The sequence below is a fragment of the Streptomyces sp. NPDC029014 genome, assembly GCF_055564695.1.
Genome location: NZ_JBVHVT010000014.1, coordinates 17,361 through 34,680, shown reverse-complemented (window position 1 = coordinate 34,680; position 17,320 = coordinate 17,361). Strand labels below are relative to the sequence as shown.

Sequence of the window (17,320 nt, the reverse complement as noted above, 5' to 3'; positions counted from 1 at the left end):
TGCACTCATGGACGAGACCGACCGGACGCTCGAACAACTGCTGGCGGGGCTGACCGCCGTACGCGACGGCAACCTCGACACGCGCCTGCCCGAGGACGTGGGCGGTCTGCCCGGCAAGATCGCCGTCGTCTACAACGGCATGGTGGCGCAGCTCTCGCTCGTGACCACCGAGGTCACCCGGGTGGCCGAGGAGGTCGGCGGCCAGGGGCTGCTCGGGGGCCAGGCCCGGGTGCCGCGGGCGGGCGGGGTGTGGCGGGAGCTGACGGCCGGTGTGAACAGCATGGCCGACAACCTGACCTCGCAGGTCCGCAACATCTCCCAGGTGGCCACGGCCGTGGCCCGCGGCGACCTCACCCAGAAGATCAGGGTCGACGCGCACGGGGAGATCCTGGAACTCATGGAGACCATCAACACGATGGTCGAGCGGTTGTCGTCGTTCGCCGAGGAGGTCACCCGGGTCGCGCGCGAGGTCGGTACGGAGGGCAAGCTGGGCGGCCAGGCCACCGTCCACGGGGTGTCCGGCACCTGGAAGGACCTGACGGACAACGTCAACTCGATGGCGGACAACCTGACCAACCAGGTCCGCAACATCGCCCAGGTCACCACGGCCGTGGCCCGCGGCGACCTCACCCGCAAGATCGACGTGGACGCCCGCGGGGAGATCCTGGCCCTGAAGACGACCATCAACACCATGGTCGACCAGCTCGGCTCGTTCGCCGCCGAGGTCACCCGCGTGGCGCGGGAAGTGGGCAGCGAGGGCAGGCTCGGCGGCCAGGCCGAGGTGGCGGACGTCTCCGGCACCTGGCGGCGGCTCACCGAGAACGTCAACGAGCTCGCGGGCAACCTGACCCGCCAGGTCCGCGCGATCGCCGAGGTCACCAGCGCCGTGGCCCGCGGCGACCTGACCCGGACGGTCGCGGTGGAGGCTCCCGGTGAGGTCGGGGAGCTGAAGGACAACATCAACTCGATGGTCGAGTCCCTGCGCGCCACCACACGGGCCAACGAGGAGAAGGACTGGCTGAAGACCAACCTCGCCCGGGTCTCCGGCGGCATCCAGGGGCGGCGCAGCCTGCCCACGGTGGCCGAGCTGATCATGCGCGAGGTGCCGCCGCTGGTGCGCGCCCAGTACGGGTGCTTCTTCCTCGTGCAGGACGGTGCCGACGGGCCCGAGCTCGTCGCCATCGCCTCGTACGGGCTGCCGGACGACGGGGCGGCCGGTGTGCGGCGGGTGCGCGTGGGCCAGTCCCTGGTCGGCCAGGCCGCCGCCGACGGCCGTACGCTCGTCGTGGAGGACCTGCCGGCCGGGTACGTGCGGATCGCGAGCGGTACCGGGGCCGCGGACCCGTCCACGCTGATCGTGCTGCCCATCGTGGTCGAGGGACAGGTCCTCGGTGCGCTCGAACTCGCCGCCGTCCGCCCGTTCGCGGCCCTGCACCGGGACTTCCTGGAGCAGTTCACGGAGCTGCTCGGGGCCAACGTCGGCGCTCTCGTCGCCAATGCCCGCACCGACGAGCTGCTGGGGCGGTCGCAGCAGCTGACCGCCGAACTCAGCGCCCGTTCCCATGAGTTGCAGGCACGCCAGCGCGAACTGCAGGACAGCAACGCGGAACTGAAGGAGAAGGCGGCCCTGCTGGCCGACCGGAACCGGGACATCGAGCGGAAGAACCTGCAGATCGAACAGGCCCGGCAGGAGCTGGAGGAGCGGGCCCGACAGCTGGCCCAGGCCTCCCTCTACAAGTCGGAGTTCCTGGCGAACATGAGCCACGAGCTGCGCACCCCGCTCAACAGCCTGCTCATCCTGGCCCAGTTGCTCGCGCAGAACGGCGAGGGCAACCTGACCGACAAGCAGGTGGACTACGCGACCGTCATCCACTCCGCGGGCTCGGACCTGCTCCAGCTCATCAACGACATCCTGGACCTGTCGAAGGTCGAGGCGGGCCGCATGGACGTGCACCGCGAACCCGTCTCGATCCAGCACGTCCTGGACTACGCCGACGCCACCTTCCGGCCCGTCGCGGACGAGCGGAACCTGCACTTCACCGTCAGCGCGGCGCCGCTGACCGGAGCCGGGCTGGTCACCGACGAGAGCCGGCTGCGCCAGGTGCTGCGCAACCTGTTGGCGAACGCCCTGAAGTTCACCGAGCAGGGCAGCGTCTCGCTGCGCGTCGAGCCCGCCGACCCGACGGAGACCCCCGCCGGGGTGCGGGGCGACGGGCCCGTACTGGCCTTCCGCGTCGCCGACACCGGCATCGGCATCCCCGCCGACCGGCTGGAGTCCGTCTTCGGGGCGTTCCAGCAGGGCCACAGCGGAACCGCCCGCGCGTACGGCGGCACCGGGCTCGGGCTCTCCATCAGCCGCGAGGTGGCCCGCCTCCTCGGCGGCACCATCACCGTCGACAGCCGCGTCGGCGAGGGCAGCCGCTTCACGTTCTACCTGCCGGAACGCGCCGGCCGGGCGGACAAGCCGGGTGCCGAGGCCGGCCGGGCCCTCACCACGGCCCGGGCGGCCCCGGCGGGCGACGGGGCCCGCCCGGAGGACCTGCGGGACCGGACGGTCCTCGTCGTCGACGACGACAGCCGCAACGTCTACGCCCTCACCGAGACCCTGAAGTCCGCCGGGCTCCAGGTGCTCACGGCCGACAACGGCACGGACGGCATCCGGCTGCTCGCCGAACGCCCCGAGGTGGACCTCGTGATCATGGACCTGATGATGGCGGGCCTCGACGGGTACGCGGCGACCCGCGCGATCCGGGGCATGTCCGGGCACGCGCACGTGCCCGTCGTCGTGGTCACCGCCAAGGCCATGCCCGAAGACCGTTCGGAGGCCATGGCCGCCGGCGCCTCCGACTACCTGACCAAACCGGTGGACCCGGACCTGCTGCTCACCACCGTGCGCACCTGGCTGGGCGCGGCGGCGGGGTCCTGACACGGATCGGGGGACGGACGGTATGGGCGTACCCGAGAGCGGACTGGCCTCGGCCGTCGCGGAGCTCACGGCCGAGCTCGCCGCCCTGCGCGCCGACCGGGCCCGGCGCCGGCTGCTCGACCTGGCGTCCGGGGTGCTGGCCGCGCAGCTGGGCCTGTCCCCGGCCGAGGCGGGCGACCACCTGCTGCGGCTGGCCGGGTCCTCCGGGCTGAGCGCCGTCGACCTGGCGGCGGACATCGTCAATGCGGTATCCGGGACGCCACCGGTCGGCTCCGGACCCGAGGCGGCAGCCATGGGGGCCGCGGACGCGGCTGCCGCCGGCGCCGCGGGACCGGCGGCCGCCGGTCCGGCGGGCCCCGGCACGCTGCCGGCCGTGCAGGCCCGGCGGATCCGGCGGAGCATCGCCGCAGCGCTCAGCTCCGACACCGCCTCCGAGGCCGCCACGGGCATGCTGGAGGACGGCCTGCACCGACTGGGCGTCGAGGAACTCTACCTGTGGCGGCGCACCCCGACCGACTGCCTGGAGCTCTCGGGCCGGGCCGGCGCCGACCCCCAGGAGGCCTCCCACTGGCGCTGGGTCCCGCCGGAGACCGGAGGCCCGCTGCACCGGGCGCTGGCCGACGCCCGGGCCCTGTGGTACCCGGAGGGGCCGGGCACGGCGGGGCGGCTGCCGGGCCCGGGGGCCGACGCGGCGCGGGCCGTGCTGCCGCTGGAGCGCGGGGACCGGGTGGTGGGCGTGGCCCTGGCCGTCTGGGCCGCGCCGGTCGACCTCGGCGCGGGCGTACGGGCGTCGGTGGAGGCCCTGTGCCGGCCGGCCGGACTGGTCCTGGACGAGGTCGGGGACGGCCCGGACGTGGCACCGCAGCTGGCGGCCCTGTTGGCGCAGCTCGACCACCCCGCCGTCGTCGTCCGCCTCGCCGCCGCCGGCGATGCTTCCTCCGAGGGCGGCGCGTCCCACACCGTGGACCACCTCAACCCGGCCGCCCTGCGCGAGAGGACGCTTCCGCCGTCCGCGGCCGGGCGGCCCGTCGCCCAGCTGTACCCGGGCGTCTACGAGGAGCTGATCGGCCTGGTCGCGCGGGCCGGCGCGGCCGGCGCCCCCCAGTACGCGGCCGCCCTGCCCGCTGCCCCGGACAGGGGCGCCGACCGGGCCGGGGCGAGCGGGCCGGCCATGGCCGAGGTCCGGGTGCTGCCGCTGGGCGGCAGCCGCGCGGTCGTGCTGTGGCGGGCGGGTGTCCGGCGCGGCCCACCGATCGCGCGGGCGCTGGAACGGCTGGAACGGCTGGCCGCCTTCGAGGACGACGCCGCCGGAGGCTCCCGGTGGAGCCCCTCGGTGTACCCGATCTTCGGGATCGACCCGGGCGAGCCGCCCGTGCCGCTGCGGGCGCTCGGTGCCCGGCTGCACCAGGAGGACACCGGCCGCCTCGACGCGCTGCTGGCCACGCTCGCCGACCGGCAGACCGGCGGCCAGACCCTGGTCCGGGTGTACCGCCCGGACGGCGGCGTCCGACACGTCCGGATCTCCGCCGAACCCGTCCTCGCGGGCACGGCCGTGGTCGCCATCACGGGCGTCTACCAGGACGTGTCCGCCCAGCACCACACCGAGCTCGCGCTCAGCGCCACCTTCGACCAGCTCTCCGCGGCGCAGGCCGACGCCCTCGTGCGCAGCCAGGTGGTGCTCCGGCTGCAGCAGACCATCGTCCCCGAGACCTCGGCCCTGCAGGCCGCGGCCGGGCTGGAGGTCGCGGCCCGCTACCGGCCCGCCGCCGTGGAGTACCGGGTCGGCGGCGACTGGTACGACGTGTTCCAGCTGCCCGGCGGGAGGGTGCTCGTCACCGTCGGGGACATCGCCGGGCACGGCATCGGCGCGGCCACCGCGATGGTCACGCTGCGCGGGGCGCTGCACGGGCTGGCGTTCACGGGCGGCTCCCCGGAAATGCTGATGCGCTGGCTGAACGAGGTCGCCTCGGGGACCCCGGACCATCCGACCGCGACCGCGGTGTGCGCGCTGTTCGACCCCGCGGACCGGTCGCTGCGCTGGGCGGGCGCCGGGCACCTGCCGCCGCTGCTGCTGCGCGGCGGACGGGCGCGTTTCCTGGAGGGTCCACCGAACGTGCTGCTGGGAGCTCTGCCGGGGGCCGCGTACGAGGAGACCACCAGCAGCCTGCGGGCCGGGGACACGCTGATGCTGTACACGGACGGGCTCGTCGAGCGCCGGCACACGGGGCTGGACGAGAGCCTGGCCGCCCTGCGGGCGGCGGCGGAGCGGTTGGGCGACGGGGGCGTGGAGGACCAGGCGGACCTGCTGCTGGCGTCGATCAGCGGGGACACGGACGACGACACCTGCCTGGTGGTCGTGCACGTGTCCTGAGGGTCGGGCGGGCCGCGCGGGCCGGGCGGGCCGCGCGGCCCCGGTGCGGCCCCCGATCAGGGTGCGGGCGGTTCCGACGCCGTGGGCGATCCGGGCCCGCCGGGGTCGTCGGCGCCGGCGGGCAGGGCCTCGGCGAGGTCCCGGTGGATGGCGAAGATTCCGTCCGCGCCGGTGAGGCGGAGCATCCGCGCCACCTGCCGGCCGAGCCCGGACAGCTCCACGCTCCCTCCGGCCGCCTCGGCCGCGAGCCTGGCCCGCAGCAGCATGTTCAGGCCGGTGGAGTCGCAGAAGGCCAGTCCTGCGCAGTCGATGACCAGCCGTACCGGGCCGCCGGCCGCGAGCGCGGCCTCCAGGGCGGCGCGCAGCGGCTCCGCCGTGTCGTGGTCGAGCTCTCCGGACAGCAGGAGGACGACGGCGCCGCCCACCGGCCGGACCTCGACCGCGAACTGGTCGCCGGAGCCCTCGCCGTGCGCTCGCTCCCGGCTTCCGGCCGCTGTCGACGCCATGGCACAACCTCCTGCCGCATTCGGCCCCCGAAGTCCCCGGTCTTCCGGCCCCTACCCGGTCCGTCCCGCCGCATGCCTCGGCACGGGGGCCGGTACGGGAGCGCGTCCGTACGGGCGGATCCACGCCGATCGGACCGTGGGCGTCGCGCGGGTAGGCGCCGGCCGACCGCGGCGGGAGCAGCCGGAGACAGCAGGCCAACTCCCTTCGGTTCTGGGGGCGGTGGCGGTGTCGGCTGCGGCCGGAGCATGGATACTTCCGGATGCACGCACCCCCACCGCACGTCTTCCCCTGAGAGGTCACGATGAGCGCAGCCGCCGCGCCCGTATCCACGCTGGACGGATGGCGCCGGGAGGAGTTCTCCTGGCGCGGCATCACGCACGACTGCTTCGAGCGCGGCGAGGGGCCCGGCGTGGTCCTGATGCCGGAGCTGCCCGGGATCACGCCGGAGGTGCTCGGCCTCGCGCAGCACCTGGTCGACAGCGGCTTCACGGTGGTGATGCCCTCGCTGTTCGGCACGCCGGGTGCACCCTCCGTGTCCGCGGGAGCGTTCGTGACCATTGCGCGGGCCTGTGTCTCCCGGGAGTTCCTGGCCTTCGCCACGAACGCCCACCGGCCCGTGACCGACTGGCTGCGGGCGCTGGCCCGCGACCTCGACGCGCGGACGCCGGGGACGGGGGTCGGTGTCATCGGGCTGTGCTTCACGGGCGGGTTCGCGCTGGCCGTGGCCGTGGACGACGCGGTCCTCGCCGCGGTGATGGGCCAGCCGTCGCTGCCCCTGCCGGTGACCGCGGCGCACCGTGCGGACCCGGGCCTGTCGCAGGAGGAGCTGGGCGACGTCACCCGGCGCATGCGGGACGACGGGCTGTGCGTGCTCGGCATGCGGTTCACGCAGGACGGGCTGGTCCCCGGGCAGCGTTTCGAGACCCTGCGCAACCGGCTCGGCGACGCCTTCGAGTACATCGAGCTGGACTCCCGCACCGGCAACCCCGGCGGCTTCGGCAGGAGCGCCCACTCGGTGCTGACCCGCGAGGTCCGGGAGACCCCCGGGCACCTCGCCCTGGCCGTCCGCGAGCGGACCGTGGCCTTCCTGCGCCGCCGGCTGGTCCCGGCCCCGACGGCCGGACCGGAAGCCGTCTGAGCGTCGACCCCCGCCCGGTCCCCGGGGTCGGACGGCCGGGCGGGGGGCGTTCAGGGAAGGTGTCTGCGACGCCCCCGGGTCGCTCAGGGGCGGAGCACCGCGCAGGTCGTCGTGCCGTGGGCGTAGAGCTTGCCGTCGAGGGCCCCGACGACCCGGGCCTCGGCGGTGGCGGTGGTGCGGCCCACGTGGAGGGCGCGTCCCTCGCAGCGCAGCGTCGGGGTGTCGGGCAGCACCGGGCGGATCATGTGCACGCCCAGTTGGACGGTGGTGTACGCGGCGCCGGCGGGCAGGCGCGTCATCACGGACGAGCCGAGGGCCGAGTCGAGGAGGGTGGCGAGGAAGCCGCCGTGCACGGTGCCCATCGGGTTGAGGAGGTGCTCGCCCGGATCCCCCTCGAAGACGGCCAGCCCCTCGCCGACCTCGGTCAGCCGGAAGCCGAGCGTGCTCATGATCGAGGCGGCGGGCAGGGTGCCCTCGAGGGCGGCCTCCAGGATCTCCAGCCCCGTCATGCCGAGGATCTCCGGTGTCGTCCCGGGGCGCGGCTGCCAGGTGTGCGTGCGGGTGCGGGAAGGCGTGCGGCCCACCGTTTCGTACGTGGTCATGAGCCGACCCTAGGAGCGGGGCAGCGGGTCCCGGGAGTGTCGGATCCGGCACCTTGTGCATCGAATCCGACAGGATGGCCGCCGCTAGGGTGAGGGGATGAAAGCAGCCGTACTCGTCCTCGACGGGGTGTTCGACTCCGGCGTCTCCGGGATCCTCGACGTGCTCCACACCGCGAACGCGCTGCGCGGGCACCTGGCCGGGGCGGCGCCGCCGCGGTTCGACATCCGCACGGTGGGGGTGCGGCGGCGGGTGCGCACGAGCCTCGGGCACCGGATCGACACCGAGGACGTCGCGGCGGCGCAGGACGCCGACATCCTCGTGCTGCCCGCGCTGATGGAGCGCCGCCCCCAGACGCTGGTGGAGCTGGTGGGCTCCCCGACGCACCGGGCCGCCCGCCGGGTCCTGGCCGAGGCCCGGGAGCGGCGCACACCGCTCGCGTCCTCCTGCACCGGCACCTTCCTGCTGGCCGAGTCCGGGGTCCTGGACGGGCTGCGGGCCACGACCAGCTGGTGGCTGGCCCCGGTGTTCCGGGAGCGCTACGCCCGGGTGGCCGTGGACGAGAGCCGCATGGTCACGACCAGCGACGGGGTCACCACGGCCGGGGCGGCGTTCAGCCACCTCGACCTGGCCCTGGCGATCGTGCGGATGCGCAGTCCCGCCCTCGCCGACCTGGTGCGCCACTACCTCGTCGTGGACGACCGGGCGTCGCAGGCCGCATACGCCATCCCCAGCGCCCTGGCCCGGCACGATCCGCTGGTCTCCGCGTTCGAGCAGTGGGTGCGCGCCCGGATCGGCGGGCCGCTGTCGATCGCGGAAGCCGCCCGCGACCTCGGCGTCAGCGAGCGCACCCTCCAGCGCACGGTGACCCGCACCCTCGGCTGCTCGCCGATCCGGCTGGTCCAGGACCTGCGGGTGGAGCAGGCCGAGCACCTGCTCCGCACGACGGCCCTGTCCCTGACGGCGGTGGCCCGCCGCGTCGGCTACGAGGGCCCGGGCCCCCTCCGCGCCCTGCTGCGCACCCGCCTGGGCCAGTCCCCGCGCAGCCTGCGCCCCTGAGGGGGTCAGCCCCTGCGGTGGCGCAGGCCGACGGCGGTCAGGGCCGCCGCCGCGAGGACGATCAGGGCGTCCAGGACGAGGACCGTGCGGACCCCGTCGAAGAGGGACGGGCCGGTGGTGGCGAGGACGCCGAGGAGCGGGATGCCGATGGTGAGGCCGACCTGCTGGGTGGTGGTGACGAGGCCGGTGGCCAGGCCCTGCTCCTCGTCCGGGACGCCGCTGGTGACGGTGAGCCCGTACGAGACGATCGCACCGAGGTGGAACATGCTGGCGATGGAGACTGCCGCGGTGGCGAGCAGGGCTCCCGAGTCGCTGCCGACGGCCAGGAGGCCGGCGGTGAACAGGCCCTGGCCGACCAGGGAGCCGACCAGGGTGCGGCGGGGGCCGAAGCGGCCGATGACCTTGGGTGCGTACGAGCCCGCCAGCGCCGAGGCGATGCCCTGGACACCGAAGACCAGACCGGTCCGGAAGGACGAGAGGCCGAGGATCTCCTGGAGGTAGAGGGTCAGGACGAAGACGACCGTCGACATCATGGAGAAGGTGACCAGGCCGGCGGCGTTGCCCCAGGCGACCGTGCGCCGGCGCAGCATCGGCAGCGAGACGAGCGGGGCCGCGGCCCGCGACTCGACGACGGCGAACGCGGTGAGGAGGACCATGCCTGCGACGAGCGTGGCCAGGACGTCGGCGCCGCCGAAGCCGCGCTGGGCGGCCGTGGAGAGGGCGTAGATCAGGGCGAGCAGACCGCCGGTGACGGTGACGGCACCCGGCACGTCGAGGCGGGGCCGCTCCGGGGTGCGCGACTCCGGCAGCAGGGCGGGGGCGAGCACCAGGACGATCAGCGCGGTGACGGCGAGCAGGGCCATCGTGGAGCGCCAGCCCAGGGTGTCGGTCATGACGCCGCCGAGGAGCATGCCGACGGTGAAGCCGAGGGAGAGCAGGGTGCCGGAGATGCCGAGTGCCTTGTCGCGCAGCGGGCCCTCGGGGAACGTCGTGGTCAGCAGGGACATGCCGGCCGGTACGACGGCCGCCGCGCCCAGGCCCTGCAGGGCGCGCCCGGCCAGGAAGGAGGCCGGGTCCCAGGCGAGGGTGGCGAGGAGGGAGGCGGCGCCGAAGAGGGCGAGGCCGGCGAGGAACAGCCGCTTGCGGCCGTACAGGTCGCCGATGCGGCCGAAGAGGAGCAGGAAGCCGCCGGAGGGCAGGGCGAACGCGGTGACCGCCCATTGCAGCGCGGCCTGGCTCAGGCCCAGGTCCCGGCCGAGGACGGGGAGGGCCACGTTCAGCACGGAGAAGTCGAGGGCCACCATGAACTGGGCGGCGCAGAGGACGAAGAGGACCAGCTTGGCCCGGCCCGTGAGGCGCGGCCCGCCGGCGGCCGCGGGGCCGGCGGCCGCGGGGCCGGCGGTCATGGGGGTGGTGCGGGTGGTGGGGGTGGAGGTGTCCGAGGGTGTGTCGATTGCCATGGGCACCACCCTCGTGGCGCGGGAATGCCCGTGGAGAGTGGGAACTTATCCTGTTGCTGGCACCACCAGGCAGCCGACAGGGGGAGTTCGTGGCCGCACCGATCGACAGGCACCGCCGTACCGAGTTGCGGGAGTTCCTGATGAGCCGGCGTGCCCGGATCACCCCGGCGCAGGCCGGCCTCCCGGACGGCGGGGCCCGGCGCCGGACCCCGGGGCTGCGCCGGGAGGAGGTCGCCGTGCTGGCGGGGGTGGGGGCGTCCTGGTACCAGTGGCTGGAGCAGGGCCGTGACATCACGGTGTCCCCGCAGGTCCTCGACGCGGTGGGACGGGTGCTGCAGTTGACGAGCGCCGAGCGCCGGCACCTGTACGTGCTGGCGGGCCTGAACCCGCCCGCCCAGGAGGTGGAGGCGGCGGACCGGAACATGTGCCACGGACTGCAACGGCTCATCGACGCGTGGATGCCGTTCCCGGCGCACATCATGGACGCGTACTGGAACACGGTCATGTACAACGACGCGGCCGCACTGGTGCTCGGCATGCGGCCCGAGATCGTGCAGAACTGCCTGATCGCCTTCTTCACCGACCCGATCTACCGGGCGCGTTCGAAGCAGTGGGAGGAGATCGCGTGCAGCGTGGTCGCCCAGTTCAGGGCGGCGTGCTCGGAACGCCCCGACGACGAGGGCTTCCTCGCGGTGGTGGAGGAGGCCCGGGAACTCAGCCCGGAGTTCACGGCGTTGTGGGAACGACGGGACGTCCGGCCCGGCGGCCTGCTGCGCAAGGAGATCGAACACCCCGCCGTGGGGGCGCTGTTCTTCGAGTCCACGCAACTCCGGGTGCCGGCCCGCCCGGACCTGGCGATCATCCTGCACACCCCGCTGCCCGCCACGCAGACGGCCGAGAAGCTGGAGTGGCTGACGTCCCCGGAGGGCCGCCGCGGATCCCTCCGCCCCGTCGCGGGCTGACCCCGCCCGAGGGCCCGGTGGCATACTCGCGGCATGCGCGAAGATCCGGTCGGGCTGGTGCGGCGCCTCGTCCGCGAGCGGGTTCCCGAGGCACTGGGCGTGGTCCTGGCCGGGTCCACGGCCGCGGGGCGGGCGACCGCGAGCAGCGATCTGGACGTGGCGGTGCTCCTCGGCGAAGGGGTCGCACCCGCCGGGAGGCGGTGCGGTACGAGGGACGGCTCGTGGAGTTGTTCCTGCACACCCGCGAGGGGCTGGCGGAGCTGTTCTCCGCGGACGCCGCCTCGCGACCACCACCGCGCCTGGACCGGCGGCGGCAAGTGGCTGCCGCGCCGGCTGCTGGCGGCCGACCCGCAGCTCGGCGGCGCGCTCCTCGAGGGCCACCGCCGCCTGTGCGCGTCAGGGGATCCGGCGGGCCTGGCCGAGGCGGCGACGGCGGTGCTCGCCCTCGTCGGCGGGCCGCTGCGGGAGGGCTACCGGCGGGAGTGGCGGGGCGTCATCGAGTCGGTCGGGGCCGGGACCGGGCCGAAGGAGGGGGTGGCGCGCCGCTGATCGGGCGCGGGTCAGCGCGGGGGGCGCTGGCCGTGCTCGAAGTAGGCCGTCAGGTCCTGGGGTGGCGGGTCGACGCGGCGCGGGGTTCCCCCGTCGCGCAGGGACTCCGTCGCCGCGCAGCCGGCGGCCACGGCCATGCGGGCCGCCACCGGCGAGGTATCCGTCGTACCGCCCTCGCGGACGAAGCGCAGGAACTCGTCGATGAGGAGGGTGTCGGCGCCTGCGTGCCCGCCGCCGTCGGCGGTCTGCGGGACGGCGAAGGCGGCGTCGGGTTCGGGTCGGTAGCCGGAGCGGCGGGCGTTCCACACCTTGACGGTGCTCCCCGGGCCGTCACCGAAGTTCTCCAACCGCCCGGCGTCCCCGATCACCGTGTAGTTGCGCCAGTAGTCCGGGGTGAAGTGGCACTGCTGGTAGGCGGCGAGGACCCCGCTCTCGAGGCGCAGGTTGACGAGGGAGACGTCCTCGACGTCGATGACCGGGTTCAGTGCGCGCTGGGTGTGCGGCGGCCAGTGGCCGTCCTCGGTGTACCAGTCGGGCGTCTTGGGTCGGCCCGGGGCGCGGCGGTGCGGGTTGGCGCCGTAGACCATCAGGTCGCCGAGGGCCTGGACGTCCTGGGCGTACGAGCCCGCCAACCAGTGCAGGACGTCGATGTCGTGGGCGGCCTTCTGGAGCAACAGGCCGTTGGTGCAGCGGCGTTCGGCGTGCCAGTCCTTGAAGTACCAGTCTCCGCCGTAGCCGACGAAGTGGCGCACCCACACGGTCTTGACCTCGCCGATGGCACCCCGGGCGATGAGGCCGCGCATCAGCCGGACCACCGGCATGTGCCGCATGTTGTGCCCGACGTACAGGCGGGTGCCGGTGGCGCGGGCCGTGTGCAGGATCTCGTCGCAGCGCTCCACGGAGATGTCGAGGGGTTTCTCGACGAAGACGGGTTTGCCGGCCCGCAGGGCCTGGCAGCCGAGCTCGGCGTGCGTGTGGTCGGGGGTCAGGACGAGCACGGCGTCGACGTCGGGATCGTCCAGGACCGCGCGGTGGCCGACGTGCGTCCGGGCGGTGGGGAAGGCGGCGGCCGCGGCCGCGCGGGCCCGGGGGTCCGGTTCGGCGACCGCGGTCACGGCCGCGCCGCGGCCGGGCCGGTGCGCGACCCGCGCGAGGCTGCCGCGCAGGCCGTAGCCGAGGACTCCGATGCGCAACTCCGTCATGGGCCGCTCCCCTTCGCCGGGCCTGGTCCGGTCGTCCGGTCGTCCGCTCGTCCGCTCGTCCGGTCGTCCGGTCGTCCGGTCGTGGCCCCCTGTACTTCCGGTCCCGATCCCTTCCCCTTCCGCGGGCACGGGCAACACCACGGACGGGGGGCTCGCGCGGATCGGGGAGGATGGGCGGATGGACACGGCAGAGTTGGAAGCGCGGGGCCGCCGGCTGGCCGGGGCGGGCGGTCGCAGGATCCTGGGGATCGCGGGCGCGCCCGGAGCGGGCAAGTCCACGTTGGCCGAACACCTCGCCCGGCGTCTCGGGCCGGGCCTCGCGGTGGTCGTCCCGATGGACGGGTTCCACCTGGCGCAGGCCGAGTTGGCGCGCCTGGGCCGGGCCGACCGCAAGGGGGCTCCGGACACCTTCGACGCGGCCGGGTACGCGGCCCTGCTGCGCCGGCTGCGGGACGGCGGCCCGGACGTGGTCTACGCTCCGGCCTTCGACCGGGCGCTGGAGGAGCCGGTGGCCGGGAGCGTCCCGGTCGGGCCCGGCGTACCGCTGGTGATCACCGAGGGGAACTACCTGCTGTACGGGGAGGGGCCGTGGGCGGCGGTGCGGCCGCTGCTCGACGAGGTGTGGTTCCTGGCCCCCGACGAGGGGCTGCGGGTGCGGCGGCTGGTGGACCGGCACGTGCGGCACGGCAAGGCGGAGGCGTACGCGCGGGAGTGGGTCGACCGCTCCGACGAGGCGAACGCCCGCCTGGTCGCGCCGGGCCGGTCCCGCGCCGACCTCGTGGTGGAGTGAGGCTGCCGGGCGGGGTCCGGGGCAGGTCGGGTCGGGGCGGGGCGTCGGGTCCGTGAAGTCGCCGTGGCGTGCGGCACGTTCTCGCGGCGCGGCCGCGTGCCTGACGGGTGATGTCGGTGGGCCGTGGCAGGATGCTCCTCGGTCACGGGGGCCTCGGGCCCGCGTGCACATGGTTTCGCGGATCTTGGGAGAGTAGTGCGCAAGGCGAAGTGGGCGGCCGCGGCGGCCGGTGTGATGCTGTTGGTCGCGGGTTGTGGCAGTGAGGGCGGTGCGGACCAGAGCAAGGGCGCCGACGCGCCCAAGTCGGGTTCCTCGGCCGCGGCTTCCGCCCCGGCGGCGGACAAGGGCTCGGGCGGGTCCCTGGACGCCGCGGCGGTGAAGAAGGAGATCGACACCGCGGCCACGGGCGCCGGCTATGCGCAGAAGGCCACCGAGGACGTCCCGCCGAACCTCAAGTCCTGCATGGTCTCGTGGGTCGCGGACACCAAGAAGGTCACCGATTCGAAGAAGTCCTACGACGACACGGTGGCCGCCCTGACCAAGGGCGGCTGGAAGGAAGCCCGGTCCATCGACCAGCAGGGAACGGTCGTCAAGTCGCTGGACAAGAGCGGCTGGACCGTGAAGGCGAGCCACGCCGGCAAGTCCGGTGCGCTGCTGGTCGTCCAGTTCGTCGCCACGGACAACGGCCCGACGTGTGCGAAGGCCTTCCAGGAAGACCTCGCCAAGAACAAGCAGTAGGGCGAACGGGCGGGGCGGCCCGGGTCCCGCGTGCCGCACGGGCGCGCGGCGGACCTGGACCGCCCGGCCTGTCAGTCGCCGGATCCGGTCTCGGGCTCGTCGGTCCAGGTGAAGGACTCGATGAGCCAGGATCCGGAGGCGGTGCCGAAGCGGAAGGTCTTGCGGCCCCACGCGGAGAAGGGGACGCCGTCCCGCACCCCCCACTTGAAGTACTGCCCGCTGCGGGTCGCGCGGCCGTCCGCCACCAGCGTCGTGGCGGCCACCTCGACCTCGGTGAAGTCGGTCAGCTCCGGCCCGTTGAGCAGCGCCTCGCGCGGCGCGAGGAAGGCGTCCACGGCCATCCGGTGGACGGATCCGTCGTCGGCCACCCGCTCGATCACCGCGTCGGGTGCGAGCACCGCGCGGACGGGGTCCAGGTCCACCGGGCCGCCCCCGCTGCGGGTGAACGCCGCGTAGAAGGCCGCCGTGAGCGCGTCGACGGCCTTCTCGTCGGCCGGCCGCGGACTGCCCCGGCGCCATTCGGCGGCCAGGACCGCGAACTGCGCGGTGCTGCGCCAGGCACCCTTCCGGTGGACGTCGTCGCGGGCGACGGCCTCCAGGCGCATGCCGACACGGCGCATCAGGGCCGCCGACGCCGTGTTCTGCACCACGCAGACGCCGAAGACCCGGTGCCATCCGAAGGTGCCGAAGGCCAGGTCGAGGGCGGCCGTGACGGCCTCCGTGGGGATCCCGGTGCCGTGCACGTCGGGGTGGAAGGCGAAGCCCACCTCGCCGGTCCGCGGGGCCCGCCCGTCCCGCTTGAGCAGGACCTCGCCGACGACCCGCCCCGGCCCGGTCTCCACGGCCAGGTCCAGCCAGTCGCCCGGCTCGGCGAGCGCCTCACCGGCGATCATCCGCTCCAGGGTCTGCCGGGTCCCCTCGCGCGTGTGCGGCTCGTGCGGGAGGTACCGGGCCACCTCGGGCAGGGACCGGTGGGCGTGGATCGCGTCGAGGTCGCCGGCCCGTACCGGGCGCAGGGCGAGCCGCCCGGTCCGTACGGGATAGTCGGGCGTCCCCGCCGGCGTCCCGTCGGTCGTGGTGCTCCGGTCGTTCTGGAGGTTCTGACTGGTCATCGGGCTCCCCTCATCCGTATGCCCGCATCCTGCCCCATGGGGGCGGACCGGGGGTACGGGGCGGGGGGTCAGTCGGGCGGCTCCTGCGGCCGCGGTTCCCGGGCGGGCTCCGGCGGCCCGGCGGGCGGACCGGGACGCTCCGGCGGCTCGTCCGAAGACGGGGGCAGGTCGGGGGTTTCGGGTGGTTCGGACGAGGGCGGTGAGCCCGGCGGCCGGGGCGGGACGTCCGGGACGTCCGGGACGTCGGGGTCCGACGGGGCAGGCTGCGCGTTCATGACGGCACTCCAGAGCAGGGGAACGGAACTCCCAGGGCCCGCGCCTGCCCCGAAGCCCCCGCGGCAAACCGAGCCCCCGCTCCCGGCCGCCCCTCAGGCGGGTCTGCGGCTGGCGGCGATCACCGTGGCGACGGCGAGGAGCAGTGCCGCGCACAGGGCGGATCCCCGGGGCGTGCTGCGGCCCTCGACCTCCGGCGCCACCCGCCGCCGCGGATCGTAGGCGACGCGCACCTCATCGCCGGCGGGTGCGGCCCGCCGGTCGTCCTTGAGCTCGGCCGGGTACCCGCCGGGGCAGTCCAGGGTGTGGCGGTGGACGGTCCGCGGCCCGGGGCCGCCCTCGCCGGACGACTGCTGGACGGTGCTGTCGACCGCCCGGACGACGCACAGGGCGACCTCGCTGCGCACCGCCGTCAGGTCGGCGGCGGCCACGGTCGCCAGCAGCGCCAGGGCCAGTGCGACCGCCCCGAAGAACCCGCGGGTGCCCGCGACGACCATCCAGTACACCGCGCAGGACACGGCGATCAGGGCTGCGCCGCCCGCCAGCGCGATACCGGCGGACGGCGCCGAGTCGGCCGTGAAGCACCAGTGGGCCCAGCCGTATGCGGTCCCGGCGCCGAGCAGCGGCACCACGGCCGCCGCCACCCACCTCCCCGACCGGGTCCCCCACTCCGACCCGGAACCCGACCCGGACCTCGCCCCGGACCCCACTGCGGCCATGGACACCACCCCCGCGAGGTCGGACGCCCGTTCCCGGGCCGGCGGTTGCCGTTCAGCTGCCGGAGCGCTGCCCGGTGCCGGGTGCGGCCCCGGCCCGCCAGGCGTCGACGGCCACGGCCGCAGCGCCCAGAGCAGCGAAGCCGAGGGCGGAGTAGAACAGCAGGCCGACGCCGGCGGCCCAGAAGAAGCCCGCCGCGCCCCAGTCGCCGGCGCCGCCGAAGAGGGCGAAGAGTCCGGTGACGAGCGTCGCCAGTACGGCCACGACGAACATCAGGGCCGCGCACAGCACCGGCAGCACGGCGGGCAGGAACCCCACCAGCAGCGTGTGCTCCTTGCCGCCGCCCAGGGCGAGGGCGTAGGCGGCCAGCGTGAGCAGGGCGCAGACAACGGTGTAGGTGCCGTTGGCCGCGCCCCACCGGACGATCTCCGGCAGGTCGCCGACGTCCGCCCCGCCGAACGCGTCCCGCAGGTTCGCGACGAGGACCGAGGCGAAGAAGTGGCAGGCGGCGAGCCATACGGCCTGGACGATGAGCACGGTCAGGGTCGTCAGCGCGGCGAACACCCTCCGGTCGACCGGGAGGCTCCCCACGTGCCGGACGCTGAACCGCCCCGCGGCCACGATGCCCCGGCCGGCCGTGCGGGCGGCCCGGTAGCCCTCCCTGCCGCCGACGTACCACATCCAGGCGGTGATGAGCGTGGTGACGACGGCGCCCGTGAGGCTGCCCGCGCCCGACCACGAGCCGACCAGGTCGCGTACGACCTCCCAGAGCTGGGGTGCGTCGGGCAGGGCGCCCGGGGTCTCGGCGAGGGCCGTCACCGTCATCGTCTCCCCACGGGAACCGGAACCGTCAAACACCGCTGTGCGCACCGAGGTCAGGGCCTCGAACCTGACAACACCTCGCGTTCTTGGGCGC

General features: G+C 74.8%; 15 protein-coding genes. 8 read left to right on the top strand and 7 right to left on the bottom strand.

Annotation, left to right across the window (positions count from 1 at the left end; genetic code table 11):
• Window positions 1-7: 7 nt before the first annotated feature.
• Window positions 8-2,926, top strand: coding sequence for a hybrid sensor histidine kinase/response regulator (locus ACZ4VL_RS10140; RefSeq protein ID WP_468198014.1), 2,919 nt, complete (start codon window positions 8-10; stop codon window positions 2,924-2,926).
• A gap of 22 nt (window positions 2,927-2,948) precedes the next feature.
• Window positions 2,949-5,297, top strand: coding sequence for a SpoIIE family protein phosphatase (locus tag ACZ4VL_RS10135; protein ID WP_468198012.1), 2,349 nt, complete (start codon window positions 2,949-2,951; stop codon window positions 5,295-5,297).
• Between the two features lie 56 nt (window positions 5,298-5,353).
• Here ACZ4VL_RS10135 and ACZ4VL_RS10130 read toward each other — a convergent pair whose 3' ends face one another.
• Entirely contained in the window at window positions 5,354-5,803 is a 450-nt protein-coding gene (locus tag ACZ4VL_RS10130) for an STAS domain-containing protein (protein WP_468198010.1), read from the bottom strand.
• Between the two features lie 302 nt (window positions 5,804-6,105).
• Here ACZ4VL_RS10130 and ACZ4VL_RS10125 point away from each other — a divergent pair, with 302 nt between their 5' ends.
• The gene (locus ACZ4VL_RS10125) at window positions 6,106-6,942 is read left to right on the top strand and encodes a dienelactone hydrolase family protein (protein ID WP_468198007.1); all 837 of its coding nucleotides are present in this window, start codon (window positions 6,106-6,108) and stop codon (window positions 6,940-6,942) included.
• 83 nt (window positions 6,943-7,025) lie between these two features.
• On the opposite strand, the gene ACZ4VL_RS10120 is transcribed toward ACZ4VL_RS10125, so the two are convergent.
• Window positions 7,026-7,544 carry a PaaI family thioesterase gene (locus ACZ4VL_RS10120; RefSeq protein ID WP_468198005.1) on the bottom strand — a complete coding sequence of 173 codons (519 nt, stop codon included), beginning with the start codon at window positions 7,542-7,544 and terminating at the stop codon, window positions 7,026-7,028.
• A gap of 97 nt (window positions 7,545-7,641) precedes the next feature.
• Between ACZ4VL_RS10120 and ACZ4VL_RS10115 the strand changes: the two genes are divergently transcribed.
• Window positions 7,642-8,601: a GlxA family transcriptional regulator gene (locus tag ACZ4VL_RS10115; protein WP_468198003.1), complete on the top strand. Its 960-nt coding sequence runs from the start codon at window positions 7,642-7,644 to the stop codon at window positions 8,599-8,601.
• A gap of 5 nt (window positions 8,602-8,606) precedes the next feature.
• On the opposite strand, the gene ACZ4VL_RS10110 is transcribed toward ACZ4VL_RS10115, so the two are convergent.
• Window positions 8,607-10,061 carry an MFS transporter gene (locus tag ACZ4VL_RS10110; RefSeq protein WP_468198000.1) on the bottom strand — a complete coding sequence of 485 codons (1,455 nt, stop codon included), beginning with the start codon at window positions 10,059-10,061 and terminating at the stop codon, window positions 8,607-8,609.
• 140 nt (window positions 10,062-10,201) lie between these two features.
• Here ACZ4VL_RS10110 and ACZ4VL_RS10105 point away from each other — a divergent pair, with 140 nt between their 5' ends.
• On the top strand, window positions 10,202-11,023 hold the full coding sequence (locus tag ACZ4VL_RS10105) for a helix-turn-helix transcriptional regulator (protein ID WP_468198183.1): 822 nt from the start codon (window positions 10,202-10,204) through the stop codon (window positions 11,021-11,023).
• A gap of 33 nt (window positions 11,024-11,056) precedes the next feature.
• Entirely contained in the window at window positions 11,057-11,572 is a 516-nt protein-coding gene (locus ACZ4VL_RS10100) for a nucleotidyltransferase domain-containing protein (protein WP_468197998.1), read from the top strand.
• 11 nt (window positions 11,573-11,583) lie between these two features.
• On the opposite strand, the gene ACZ4VL_RS10095 is transcribed toward ACZ4VL_RS10100, so the two are convergent.
• Window positions 11,584-12,774: a Gfo/Idh/MocA family protein gene (locus tag ACZ4VL_RS10095; RefSeq protein WP_468197995.1), complete on the bottom strand. Its 1,191-nt coding sequence runs from the start codon at window positions 12,772-12,774 to the stop codon at window positions 11,584-11,586.
• Between the two features lie 178 nt (window positions 12,775-12,952).
• Here ACZ4VL_RS10095 and ACZ4VL_RS10090 point away from each other — a divergent pair, with 178 nt between their 5' ends.
• On the top strand, window positions 12,953-13,564 hold the full coding sequence (locus ACZ4VL_RS10090; RefSeq protein WP_468197992.1) for a nucleoside/nucleotide kinase family protein: 612 nt from the start codon (window positions 12,953-12,955) through the stop codon (window positions 13,562-13,564).
• Window positions 13,565-13,759: 195 nt separating this feature from the next.
• Entirely contained in the window at window positions 13,760-14,302 is a 543-nt protein-coding gene (locus tag ACZ4VL_RS10085; RefSeq protein ID WP_468197990.1) for a hypothetical protein, read from the top strand.
• Between the two features lie 71 nt (window positions 14,303-14,373).
• Here the strand turns inward: ACZ4VL_RS10085 and ACZ4VL_RS10080 are convergent, their stop codons facing one another.
• The 3 genes from ACZ4VL_RS10080 to ACZ4VL_RS10070 form a co-directional block, all read right to left on the bottom strand.
• Window positions 14,374-15,414 (bottom strand): GNAT family N-acetyltransferase, encoded by a 1,041-nt coding sequence (locus ACZ4VL_RS10080; protein WP_468197988.1) that lies wholly within the window; start codon window positions 15,412-15,414, stop codon window positions 14,374-14,376.
• Between the two features lie 368 nt (window positions 15,415-15,782).
• Window positions 15,783-16,331 (bottom strand): hypothetical protein, encoded by a 549-nt coding sequence (locus ACZ4VL_RS10075; RefSeq protein ID WP_468197986.1) that lies wholly within the window; start codon window positions 16,329-16,331, stop codon window positions 15,783-15,785.
• 127 nt (window positions 16,332-16,458) lie between these two features.
• The gene (locus ACZ4VL_RS10070; protein ID WP_468197984.1) at window positions 16,459-17,229 is read right to left on the bottom strand and encodes a hypothetical protein; all 771 of its coding nucleotides are present in this window, start codon (window positions 17,227-17,229) and stop codon (window positions 16,459-16,461) included.
• Window positions 17,230-17,320 lie beyond the last annotated feature (91 nt).